The sequence below is a fragment of the Aeromonas sp. V90_14 genome, assembly GCF_029967615.1.
Classification (GTDB): Bacteria; Pseudomonadota; Gammaproteobacteria; order Enterobacterales; family Aeromonadaceae; genus Aeromonas; species Aeromonas hydrophila.
Window position 1 is genome coordinate 1 of the sequence record NZ_JASCAS010000030.1, and the last position, 12,003, is coordinate 12,003.

Consider the following 12,003-nt stretch of genomic DNA (forward strand, 5'->3'; position numbering starts at 1 on the left):
TACCGGCCTGTCACGCCGGGGGTCGCGGGTTCGAGTCCCGTCCGCTCCGCCACTAATTTGAAAGGCCTTCCCATCTGGGAAGGCCTTTTTGCTATCTGATTTTGGCGAATGAAATAAGGAAACAAAGGGCAACAGACTGGGCTGGGACTCGCCACTGGCAACTAGGTCCCTGTCTGTTGCCCTTTGTGCTTGAGCCGGACTCTGTCCGTCTCCCCGTCCGCTCCGCCACTACTTAAGAAGCCCAGTCTAACGACTGGGCTTTCTTTCATTTTCGGCACTGCACTCATGTCCCTGAATAACCTCTTTCGCCTCACGCGGCTCAGTAAAACACGCAGAGCCAGACGGTAGTCATGTCGGGGTGGGTCCATTCCACCCGGTGTTTCTGGCGGGCGGGAATGTTGATGTGGTCGCCCGGGCCCAGCTGTACCAGCTGCTGTTGCTGGGTCTGCGGATCGATGAACAGCAGGCTGGCTTCCCCCTGTACCACCAGGATCCACTCATGTTCATCCTGATCGTACCATTCACCCGGGGCGGTTTGATGACCGTGGGAGAGGATGCGTTCGATCCGCAGATGGTTGGTGCTGACCAGATCCTGAAAGAGTTCGGTAGGCAGTGGCGAGGGAATATCGTTCAGCAGATTGCGCGTGTGCATGGGTATCTCCCGTCTGACAGTGCGAGTGGTTCTCTGCAGTATAGGAGCGAGCCTGGTAGGCAAAGGTGAGGTCCGTGACAGGCAGGCGAGCAAATTCGTGTCCGAACGAGAACGATTGCGGCCATTTTGATGAAAAAATCAGGGAATTCGCTGCAATTCCGACAAATTCTTGCTATTTTGCGCGCCACGAAAGCAAACGATTTCCTTCACACTTTCAGGACAAGTTATGGCAAAGCAAGATATGGCCGCCCAATCAGGGAACGGCGGCTTTTTGGACTCTTATTTTTCCATTTCTGCGCGCGGCAGCAGCGTGCGCCAGGAGTTGCTGGCCGGGTTGACCACCTTCCTGGCTATGGTTTACAGCATCATAGTGGTGCCAAACATGCTGGGCGCCGCCGGTTTTGAACAGGGGCCGGTGTTTGTCGCCACCTGCTTGATCGCCGCCTTCGGCTCTTTGCTGATGGGTCTGTGGGCCAAGCTGCCGATGGCCATCGGTTGCGCCATCTCCCTCACCGCCTTTACCGCCTTCAGCCTGGTGCTGGGGCAGGGGCTGAGCATCCCGGTGGCGCTGGGCGCCATCTTCCTGATGGGTGTTCTGTTCACCCTGATCAGCGTCACTGGCGTGCGCCAGTGGATCTTGGACAACCTCCCCTCCGGCATCGCCCACGGCACTGGCATCGGCATCGGTCTGTTCCTGCTGCTGATCGCCACCAACGGCGTCGGCATGGTGATCAAGAACGAAGGCGCCGGTCTGCCGGTGCAGCTGGGTGAAGTGACGGCCTTCCCGGTCATCATGACGGTGCTGGGTCTGGCCGCCATCTTCGGTCTGGAGCGTCGCAAGGTGCCGGGCGGCATCCTGATGGTGATCATCGCCATCTCCATTCTCGGCCTTGTGTTCGACCCGAAAGTGACCTGGCAGGGCTTTTTCGCCATGCCGAGCCTGACTGGCGAGAAAGGCTCCCTGGTGGGCAGCATGGATCTGCTGGGCGCCCTCAACCCGGTGGTCATCCCCACCGTACTGGCACTGGTGATGACCGCGGTGTTTGATGCCACCGGCACCATCCGTGCCGTGGCCGGTCAGGCGGGTCTCATCAACGAACGTGGCCACATCATCAGCGGCGGCAAGGCGCTGACTGCCGACTCCGTCAGCAGCATGGTGGCGGGCGCCGTCGGTGGTGCACCGGCTGCCGTCTACATCGAATCCGCTGCTGGCACCGCCGCCGGTGGCAAGACCGGTCTGACCGCCGCCCTGGTCGGCGTGCTGTTCCTGCTGATGATCTTCCTCTCGCCGCTGAGCTATCTGGTACCGGCCTACGCCACCGCGCCGGCGCTGATGTACGTCGGTCTGCTGATGCTGGGCAACGTCACCAAGCTGGATTTCAACGACTCGGTCGATGCGCTCTCCGGCATGCTGTGCGCCGTCTTTATCGTGCTCACCTGCAACATAGTTACCGGCATCATGCTGGGCTTCGTGGCGCTGGTCGTCGGTCGCCTGTTTGCCGCCGAGTGGAAGAAGCTCAACGTTGGCACCGTGATCATCGCCGTGGCGCTGGTGATCTTCTATGCCGGTGGTTGGGCCATCTAAGGCTCCCGGTTGACGTGAAGGGCTCCTGCGGGGGCCCTTTTTGTTGGCTGTGAGACGGCTAACAGTTTTCCTCATATTGGCTCCGCACTGTTTCAGATTGAAACGCCGACGTCCCTTCTGCTGTTTCAAATCCGAACCAAACTCCCGGTTATTTTTATCCTGTTTTCTGTCGTTAGACTGGCTCCATCAACCATCTGCCTACCCGTGTGGTGGCAAGCCAAGGAGTGAGCCATGAAGAAACTGATCAATGCCGTCGATGCCGTGGTCCGTGAACAACTGATGGGGATGGCAGCCGCCCACCCCGAGCTCAAGGTCCGTATCGAGCCACACTACATCACCCGTGCCGACTCCCCCGTGATGGGCAAGGTGGCGCTGGTCTCCGGCGGTGGCAGCGGCCACGAGCCGATGCACGGCGGTCTGGTGGGCAAGGGAATGCTGGATGGTGCCTGCCCCGGCGAGATCTTTACCTCGCCGACCCCGGATCAGATGTATGAGTGCGGCCAGGCGGTCGACGGCGGCGCCGGCGTGCTGTTTCTGGTGAAGAACTACACCGGCGACGTGCTCAACTTCGAGACCGCGGTCGAGCTGCTGCACGGGGACGGGGTCAAGGTGGGTTTTGCCCTGATCGATGACGATGTGGCGGTCAAAGACAGCCTCTATACCGCTGGTCGTCGTGGTGTCGCCACGACCGTGCTGTGCGAGAAGCTGGTCGGTGCCGCCGCCGAGGCGGGTTACGATCTGGCGCGCTGCGAGGCGCTGGCCCGCCGCATCAACAACCAGAGTCGTACCATAGGCGTCGCTACCCACGCCTGTACCGTACCGGCCGCCGGCAAACCCTCCTTCACCCTGGCGGACAACGAGATGGAGTTCGGCGTGGGCATCCATGGCGAGCCGGGCATAGCGCGCCGTCCCTTCACCAATCTCGACACCCTGGTGGGTGACATGTTCAATGAACTGGCGGACAACACCCCCTATGGCCGTACCCTGCGCCACTGGGACAGAACTTCCGGCAGCTGGCAGGAGGAGCACACCTTCATCGAGCCGTTCAACAAGGGCGATCGCGTCATCGCACTGGTCAACAGCCTGGGCGGTACCCCCATCTCCGAGCTCTACGGCGTCTATGGGCGTCTCGCTACCCTGTGCGAAGAGGCGGGCATCCATCTGGTGCGCAACCTGATCGGCCCCTACTGCACCTCCCTCGACATGACCGGCATCTCCATCACCTTGCTCAAGGTGGATGACGAGCTGATGACCCTGTGGGATGCCCCCGTTCACACCCCGGCCTTGCGTCGCGGCTGCTAAGGAGCCCTCATTCCCATGCTAAGCAAACATCAGATCGTCAACTGGCTGCTCGACTGCGAGCATATCTTCACCGAGCAGCGTGACTACCTCACGGCGCTGGATACCGACATCGGCGACGGCGACCACGGCCTCAACATGCAGCGCGGCTTTACCAAGGTGGCCGAGAAGCTGCCGGCAGTGGCGGACAAAGACATCGGTCAGGTACTGAAAACCACCGGCATGACCCTGCTCTCCTCGGTCGGTGGCGCCAGCGGCCCGCTCTACGGCACCTTCTTCATCCGGGCCGCGGCCAGCAGCGATGCCTGCCAGAGCCTGACCCTCGGCCAACTCGGCAAGATGCTGAGCGATGGAGTAGAGGGGATCGTCTCGCGCGGTCGCGCAGAGCCGGGTGACAAGACCATGTGCGATGCCTGGTGGCCGGCCCTGGCCGCCCTGCAGCAGGCGGAGCAGCAAGGCTTGCCGCTACCTGAGGCGCTGGACAAGGCGGTGGCTGCCGCTGCCGCCGGCACCGAGGCCACCATCCAGATGCAGGCCCGCAAGGGGCGCGCCAGCTATCTTGGCGAGCGCAGCATCGGCCATCAGGATGCCGGGGCCACCTCGACCCTGCTGCTGCTGACTGCACTGCGTGACAGAGCGAGGTTGTGACATGATCGGAATCGTAGTGGTCTCTCACAGCGCCATGCTGGCAGCCGGCTTGAAAGCGCTGGCCGACCAGCTGGGCAGCCCGGCGAAACTGTTGCTGGCGGCCGGGGTCGATGACCCCGACCACCCCATCGGCACCGACGCCATTGCCGTGATGAGTGCGATTGAAGAAGCGGATGACGGCAGCGGCGTGCTGGTGCTGATGGACTTGGGCAGCGCCCTCCTGAGTGCCGAAACTGCCCTCGAACTGCTGCCCCCGCAGCTGAGTGCTCGGGTGCGTCTCTGCCCCGCCCCGCTGGTCGAGGGCACTCTGGCCGCCGTGGTGGCGGCCGGTTCCGGCCTGACGCTGGATGAGGTGGCCGCCGAGGCGCTCGGCGCGCTGGGCCCGAAACAGGCGATGCTGCCGGGCAGGGTGGATCCGCAGGATGTCGAGGCCGCTCCTGCCCCCGACGACGGCTGGCTGCGCTGCGAGGTGGTGGTGGATAACCCCCATGGCCTGCACGTGCGCCCCGCTGCCCGCCTGGTGGCTGCACTCAAGCCTTTCGCCGCAGAACTCAGGCTGCAAAAGGAGGAGAAAGAGGCCAACCCCCGCAGCCTGACCCGGCTCACCATGCTCAACGTGCGCCAGGGCGACCGGCTCACCCTGCTGGCGCGCGGGGAGGATGCCGAGGCCGCCTTGGCCTGCTTCCAGCAACTGGCTGACGAGCGCTTCGGCGACTGACGCCACTGTTTCAAGGCGCTGCACCCGCTTGCTGAGCCGGTGCAGCCCCATTCAAGACGAAGGAGTCCCCGGCACTGCCGCCCCTTCGCCCCTGTTAGTTTCAAAAGATGTCTTATGAACTAGAGAGAGGGATAAAATATGGACCGCATCATCATCAGCCCCAGCAAATACGTGCAAGGCAACGGGGCTCTCGCCAATATCGGCAACTACGTCAAGGCGCTCGGCGCCAAGCCGCTGATCCTGGCCGACGCCTTCGTCACCAAGCTGGTTGGCGATACCGTGGCCACCAGCTTCCACGGGGCAGGCATCCAGCCCGAGTTCGACTGCTTCAACGGCGAGTGCTCCCGCCCCGAAATAGACCGCCTGCTGGCTCGCTGCAAGCAGACCCCGTTTGACGTCATCATCGGCATCGGCGGCGGCAAGACGCTGGATACCGCCAAGTCGGTCGCCTTCTACCAGCAGGTGCCGGTGGTCATAGTGCCGACGATCGCCTCCACCGATGCCCCCACCAGCGCGCTGGCGGTCATCTACACCCCGGAAGGGCAGTTCAGCGAATACCTGATGATCCCGACCAACCCCAACATGGTCATCATGGATACCGGCGTGGTCGCCCGCGCCCCGGTGCGGCTGCTGGTCTCCGGCATGGGGGATGCGCTCTCCACCTACTTCGAGGCGCGCGCCAACAAGGTGTCCGGTTGCAAGACCATGGCCGGTGGTGCCTCCACCCTGGCGGCGCAGGCCATCGCCGAGCTCTGCTACAAGACCCTGCTGGCCGATGGCTACAAGGCCAAGCTGGCGGTGGAGCAGGGGCTCTGCACCAAGGCGGTGGAGAACATCATCGAGGCCAACACCTATCTGAGCGGTATCGGCTTCGAGAGCAGCGGGCTGGCCGCCGCCCACGCCGTTCACAACGGCCTGACTCAGCTGGCCGAATGTCATCACCTCTATCACGGTGAGAAAGTGGCGTTCGGTACCCTGGTGCAGCTGGTGCTGGAGAATGCGCCGATGGCGGAGATCGAGACAGTGCTGGCTTTCTGCCGCTCGATCGGTCTGCCCACCAACCTGCATATGATGGGGGTCAAGGAGCTGGACATGGCACGGCTGATGGACGTGGCCAAGGCCTCCACTGCGGAAGGGGAAACCATCCACAACATGCCGTTCAAGGTCACCGCCGAGGACGTGCTGGCGGCCATCGTCACCGCCCACCGGCTGGGGCTGTAACTGGCCTCTGACAAGCGTGCCATATAGAAAGGCCCCGCATCTGCGGGGCCTTTTTGTTTTCAGCGAGCCTGTTGGGGACAGCTCGGGCCGGCGTCAGCCGTGATAGTCGGCAGGATCGATCTCGAGCAGTTTCAGCCGTCGCCAGAGGGTGGTGCGGCCGATCCCCAGTTGCTGGGCCATCTGGCTCACCTGCCCCTTGCAGGCGTGGGCGCAGCGCAGGATGGCTTGCCGCTCCAGCTCGGCCAGGGTGAGCAGCGGTTGTCCCACCACCTCGTCCGCCACCAGTTGATGGCCGTGGCGAATGGCGGCCGGCAGCGCCTCGGGCGGGATCTGCGATTGGCTGGAGTGAAGCAGGGCATGCTCGATGGCACTGCGCAGCTCCCCCAGGTTGCCGGGCCAGGGGTAGGCGAGCAGGCAGTCGAGGGCCGCCGGGTTGAACTGGCGCCCCGGCTGGCGCCCCTGCGCCCCCAGCTGCTGGCTGATGAGGCCGGGCAGATCCGCAGTGCGCTCGCGCAATCCCGGCAGCCACAGCTCGCACGCCTGCAGCGCATAGAGCAACTGCCGCCCGAAGTGCCCCGCCTGCACCTTCTGCTCCAGCGCGGCGCTGCTGGTAGCGATGATCCTTACCTTGAGCGGCAGGATGCGGGCCGAGTCGAAGCGCTGGAGGCGGCCGGTTTTGAGCAGTTGCAGCAGCGCCGCCTGCATGGGTGAGGAGAGGCACTCCACCTGCTCCAGCACCAGGGTGCCGCCGTGGGCCAGTTCGAACTTGCCGGCCCGCTCCTGTCCCGCTTCGTCGGAGCCCATCAGTTCCAGCGCCATCCGCTCGCTCGGCAGCGCCTGGCAGTTGAGGGTGACGAGCGGGCCGGCGGCCTGCTCGCTGCCGAAGTGGATAGCCTCCGCCAACTGGGCCTTGCCCACCTCCTCTTCGCCGCGCAGCAGGATGGGGCCCGGGCTTTGGGCCGCCTGCCTGGCGTAACGCAGCAGCTTGCGCATGGCGCTCGATTCCCCCACCAGCGCCGAGAGTTCGGGCACCGTCTGGCGCAGCTGATGGATGGCTCGCAGCCGATCGACCGGGTGCAGCAGCACGATAAAGCTGACGCCGTCCGGCCCGGGCAGCGGCTTGAGGCTCACCAGCGCACTGATGAACTCCGCCTCCTGCCCGCCCACCCGCTCCAGGGTTACCTCCACATGGCTCAGGGTAGTCTGCCCCTTGATGGCGAGCTGCAAGCGCTGGGGCAACAGCAGGTGCTGCTCCAGCGGCTGGCCGAGACAGAGATCCGGGTCGAGCCGCAGCCGTCTGGCCGCCAGGGCGTTGAGGTAGCGCAGCCGGCCCTGGGGATCCCAGGCCAGTACGCCATCATCCATGCCGTCCAGCAGGGCGTAGAGCTCGCTCAGGTGGTGCTGGGACTCCTGCATCAGGGTCTCCATCTGCAGCAGGTGGGCCAGCTCGCGCCCGGCGCTGACGGTGAGCGCCAGATCACCGGCGCTCGCCTCTTCCACCTTGCAGGTCAGCGCCATGATGGCGACCTGACGGCCGTTGCTGTTGTAGACCGGGCTGGCGCAGCAGTGCCAGGGGTGCAGGGTCTGGTTGAAGTGCTGGGTACCGCTGATGCAGAGCGGCATCCCCTCCAGCGCGGCCAGGTTGATGGCGTTGGTGCCGATGCGCCCCTCGCTGAAGAAGGCGCCGGGGCCAAATCCCAGCGCTGCCAGTTCGCGCAAGGTGTCGGGGTGGCCGGTGCGCGCCAGCAGGCAGCCGCTCTCGTCGGTGAGCAGCAGGGCGCAGGGGCGCCCCTCCATGAATTCGTAAAGATCCTCGAGCGCCATCTCGCCGGTGGTGAGCAGGTCGCGCTTGCGCTGGCGCAGGCTCTGCAAGGTCTGCCCCTTGGCGCTGTGGGGCGGATGCCAGAGGGTGGCGCTGGTCTGGTGGGCGCAGCGCAGCCAGGAGGCTTGCAGATAGTCAGGCCAGGCCCGGGCTGGCGGCATGGAGGCGGACAGGATGGTCACGACAAGATCCGGCAAAGAGACGAACGCCCATTTAACCACCCTTGCCGGCCCGATTCAGTGACCTGCCTCAGAGGGATGGCAAACCATCCTCGGCGGGAGCCGGGTCGGCAAACTGCAACTCAAGCCAGCGGCAGAAGGCGCGGCACTCCGGCATGGTCTCGCTCTCCTGATGCACCAGCAGATGCCACTGCGGCCCCTTGACCCTGTGGGTAGAGAGCGGCAACAGCAGCCCCTGCTGACGAGCGGGATGGGAGAGCCGCTCGCTTACCAGGGCGATGCCGAGCCCCTGGCAGGCAGCGTCCAGCAAGAGGCCAGGATCGGAGAAGTTGAGGCCCCGGGTCTGCAGGTGCAGATCCTCTCCACCCTTGAGGGTCCAGTGGTGCCAGTCCAGTTCCCGCTCCCCGTGCAGGGTGGTGCGCTCTGCCGCAGGTAGCGCCAGCACGGCGGGGGCAGCCACCGGCAGCAGACGGTCTGCCAGCAGCAGCTGGTGGCGGCACTCGGCCTGGGGGGCCAGCTGCCAGCGCAGGGCGAGATCGATGGTCTGCTCGGCCATGTCGGGCTCTTCGTCGCTGGTGAACAGCCAGAGATCGACCTCGGGATGGGCGCGATGAAACGCCCCCAGCCGCGGCAGCAGCCAGTGGCGGGCGAGGGCTGTGCTGGTGTTAAGCACCAGCTGGTTGGGCTTGCGGTACTGCTCCAACCGCTGGATCCCCATCGCCAGCTGCAGCAGCACGCTCTGGGTGGTCTCCAGCAGATCCTGCCCCGCATCGGTGAGGGCGACCGAGCGCCCCTGCCGGTGAAACAGCGGCTGGCCGAGCAGCTCCTCCAGCGAGCGGATCTGCTGGCTGATGGCGGACTGGGTCAGGTGTAGCGCCTGCGCTGCCTGATGAAAACTGCCGAGCCGGGCCGCCGCTTCAAAGCCCCGCAGCACGTTGAGCGGGGGCCACTGCTTGAACACCATTGATTAGCTCCACTTATCACTTTTACGGAAAATCGATCGTTTGTTCGCCATCCATGCAGCGGATAGTCTATTACTCAGCGTGATTCGATTAACAGCGCTTGTTTTTGATCCCCCTTTTGTTGGGCCAGGACGCTCAGGTTCGCGCCCGTTTTCACAGGAGTCATCTCATGTCATCCCGTCGCCATGTTCTGAAACAGCTGGCCGCCCTCGGCGCCTTGGTCGGGCTGGGTACGCTGCCAAGGGCCAAGGCCGCCGCAACCGTCGCCAGCCCGGCAGACCCCCGCTTCTACATGCCGGAAGAGTCAACATTTCAGACCCGGGTCTGGGTGGCGTTTGCCGCCAGCGAGGCCATCTGGGGCCGCGACTATCCGGCGGTGCAGGCCACCATAGGCCGGCTGGTGCAGGCCATGGTGCCTTATACCCAGGTGAACGTGCTCTGCCGCGAAGCCGAACAGGCGCTGGCCCGCCAGCTCTGTGGCGAGCAGAACACCCGCTTTGTCGTCGCCGAGCTGGACGACATCTGGCTGCGGGATACAGGCGGCGTCTTCGTCCAGAACGAGGAGGGGGAGCTGGGGCTGGTGGATTTCAACTTCAACGGCTGGGGTGACAAGCAGGAGCACGAACAGGATGCAGGTGTGGCCGAGCTGGTCAGCCAGCAGGCCAAGGTCCGTTATCTGCAGAGCAAGCTGACCGGCGAGGGGGGTGGCATCGAGGTGGATGGCAACGGCACCGCCATCCTGACCGAGAGCTGCTGGCTCAACAGCAACCGCAATCCGGGGGTGAGCAAGGTGCAACTGGAGGTGGAGCTGAAAGCCAATCTGGGGCTGCGCAAAATCATCTGGCTGCCGGGCATCAAGGGCAAGGACATCACCGATGCCCACGTCGACTTCTACGCCCGCTTCGTGCGCCCCGGGGTGGTGGTGGTCAATCTGGACAACGACCCCCAGTCTCACGACTACGAGGTGACCCGCCGGCATTTGGCCATCCTCAAGCAGGCCACCGATGCCGACGGCAACAAGCTGGAGCTGCATGTGCTGCCGCCACCGCTGGACGGGCGGGACAACCGCTTCAGCCGCAGCCGCGATTTTGCCGCCGGCTACATCAACTATCTGCCGATCAATGGCGCCGTCATCGCCCCCGAGTTTGGCGACAAGGCCGCCGACAGCTACTGCCACGAGCTGCTGACCCGCCTCTATCCCGGCCGTGAAATCGTGCAGATCAATATCGATCCGGTCGCCGCCGGTGGCGGCGGCATTCACTGCATCACCCTGCACCAACCCGCCTGACCCTCCCCTACCAATCGATAACCCGGGGCATTGCGATGCCCCGGGTTATATCGCCATGCCCATTCTTGTTAACCACGAGCCACATTACCCGCCGCCATAAATCTTGGCCCACTACGCCCTATGGGGTGTCACTTCGATCACACTCCTGACCTGTTCACAACTCCGAGGCCGTGTGGCGCTTTCCATTGCCGCCCCTTAAGTGTATTTTTGCCCGATGGTCAAAAGTAGAGCCAAAAAAGGATGCGTGGCGAATACGTTCAGCACCCGAGGCTGGCTGGTAATGTTGTAATTTAAAATAAACTTTTCGTAGCGGCGATCAGGGCGGTTCGGAGTTATCTGGAAGGCTCTATGAACGGATTAGTACCGCCCTCCATCTACTCACTTTTATAAACTTTACTAGCATATTGTTCCATCAAAAAGGTAGTTGTATATGGTTCTAGATATTCCAAGTAAGGATGATTTTTTCAACATGGGTGATTCGTTGTTGAATTCGGCATGGGACAATTTAATTGCTTTGCTGAAAGATTACAGCGAGTACAAATCTGTAAGTTGTGAAGATGGGTTTGAAAAAGCCTTCTTTTTGCATGCTAAACCAACGCTAATGTCATCATTTACACTTGTTCAGCAAGCTGTCGAGTTTTACCTAAAAGGAAAGATCGCAGAAGTTTCACCTTATATATTAATTTCGAATGACTCACGGAATTGGCCAAAAGCCGCTGACAAATCTGATATTGATTTTTCAGAGTTTAGGACTATAGATGCTCAAGATTTAGTGAAAATACATAATACATTTTCAGAAACCAAACTAGATGAACAATTCAAGGTATGGTTTAACGAAATGCGAAATATCCGTAACAAAATCATGCATTCCGTCAGTTCACAAGACTTTATCAAGCCTACTCATCTGGCCGAATCAATTTTAACTGCTCACAGTAATTTTTTCGGTGAAAATCAATGGATAAGGTCTCGTTTTATCTACCACCTAAACTCTCCAAGTAATCGAATAGAGTTTATGACAGAGTATGAGAAAGAAGGCTACAGGTATTTCGAAATTCACGAAGAGATATCTATCGCAGTAAAAGCCCTAAAACCAAGCTCAGTTGAAAAGTTTTTTGGTTTTAACAAAAAAGCTAAAGCCATGGAGTGTAAATTTTGTGAGGAGCACTTCGAAAACATTGCATTTTATGATCATGGGCGCTGGCGAACGCACTTAATTGATACGCTGGTACAATCAGACATTAATAAACATTCATATACCTGTATTATTTGCAAAAACACTCTGAATGTTTTTGATGCGCAGTGTGTCGAATGTAGGAATACAAAAATTAATGTTGAGAGCGGCCTTTGTGTCTGGTGTAAAAACGATCTTTGAAATAGGGCTGCAAGATTAATTGTAGCCCGTAGGTTCGATTAGCCGTCAGGCGTAATCGGACGTTCGCGTAAATCTATTTCCCCGCTATAACGGCGACTCTAATTTCCCCTCTGGCAGATGCCGCTGACTTATGGATACAACCGGGACGGTGGCATCTCGATCGTCCGATTACGCTTCGCTAATCGAACCTGCATGGGACAGTAATATATGGTGAATGCAAGTTGGCGCGGATCAGCCAATCTGACGCCATCGCCATC

Annotated in this window: 10 protein-coding genes; 7 read left to right on the forward strand and 3 right to left on the reverse strand. The window is 61.4% G+C overall.

Annotated elements, in window-relative coordinates; translation table 11 throughout:
- Positions 1 to 319: 319 nt before the first annotated feature.
- Positions 320 to 652 (reverse strand): cupin domain-containing protein, encoded by a 333-nt coding sequence (locus tag QLG02_RS11215; RefSeq protein WP_005306245.1) that lies wholly within the window; start codon positions 650 to 652, stop codon positions 320 to 322.
- A gap of 226 nt (positions 653 to 878) precedes the next feature.
- Between QLG02_RS11215 and QLG02_RS11220 the strand changes: the two genes are divergently transcribed.
- From QLG02_RS11220 to QLG02_RS11240, 5 genes are all read left to right on the forward strand, one after another.
- Entirely contained in the window at positions 879 to 2,237 is a 1,359-nt protein-coding gene (locus QLG02_RS11220; protein ID WP_049048057.1) for an NCS2 family permease, read from the forward strand.
- Positions 2,238 to 2,468: 231 nt separating this feature from the next.
- Positions 2,469 to 3,539 (forward strand): dihydroxyacetone kinase subunit DhaK, encoded by a 1,071-nt coding sequence (dhaK, locus tag QLG02_RS11225; protein WP_270803194.1) that lies wholly within the window; start codon positions 2,469 to 2,471, stop codon positions 3,537 to 3,539.
- 15 nt (positions 3,540 to 3,554) lie between these two features.
- Positions 3,555 to 4,184 carry a dihydroxyacetone kinase subunit DhaL gene (gene dhaL / locus QLG02_RS11230; RefSeq protein WP_016352257.1) on the forward strand — a complete coding sequence of 210 codons (630 nt, stop codon included), beginning with the start codon at positions 3,555 to 3,557 and terminating at the stop codon, positions 4,182 to 4,184.
- A gap of 1 nt (position 4,185) precedes the next feature.
- A complete protein-coding gene (gene dhaM, locus QLG02_RS11235) occupies positions 4,186 to 4,902 on the forward strand; it encodes a dihydroxyacetone kinase phosphoryl donor subunit DhaM (RefSeq protein WP_282465189.1) in 717 nt (238 codons plus the stop codon).
- A gap of 138 nt (positions 4,903 to 5,040) precedes the next feature.
- Positions 5,041 to 6,123, forward strand: coding sequence for a glycerol dehydrogenase (locus tag QLG02_RS11240; protein ID WP_282465190.1), 1,083 nt, complete (start codon positions 5,041 to 5,043; stop codon positions 6,121 to 6,123).
- 93 nt (positions 6,124 to 6,216) lie between these two features.
- On the opposite strand, the gene dhaR is transcribed toward QLG02_RS11240, so the two are convergent.
- On the reverse strand, positions 6,217 to 8,127 hold the full coding sequence (gene dhaR / locus QLG02_RS11245; protein ID WP_282465191.1) for a dihydroxyacetone kinase operon transcriptional regulator DhaR: 1,911 nt from the start codon (positions 8,125 to 8,127) through the stop codon (positions 6,217 to 6,219).
- A gap of 67 nt (positions 8,128 to 8,194) precedes the next feature.
- On the reverse strand, positions 8,195 to 9,088 hold the full coding sequence (locus QLG02_RS11250; RefSeq protein WP_282465192.1) for a LysR family transcriptional regulator: 894 nt from the start codon (positions 9,086 to 9,088) through the stop codon (positions 8,195 to 8,197).
- A gap of 167 nt (positions 9,089 to 9,255) precedes the next feature.
- Here QLG02_RS11250 and QLG02_RS11255 point away from each other — a divergent pair, with 167 nt between their 5' ends.
- The gene (locus QLG02_RS11255) at positions 9,256 to 10,374 is read left to right on the forward strand and encodes an agmatine deiminase family protein (RefSeq protein ID WP_282465193.1); all 1,119 of its coding nucleotides are present in this window, start codon (positions 9,256 to 9,258) and stop codon (positions 10,372 to 10,374) included.
- A gap of 430 nt (positions 10,375 to 10,804) precedes the next feature.
- Complete coding sequence (locus QLG02_RS11260; RefSeq protein WP_282465194.1) at positions 10,805 to 11,746, forward strand: hypothetical protein; 942 nt, start codon at positions 10,805 to 10,807, stop codon at positions 11,744 to 11,746.
- The last annotated feature ends 257 nt before the right edge of the window (positions 11,747 to 12,003 follow it).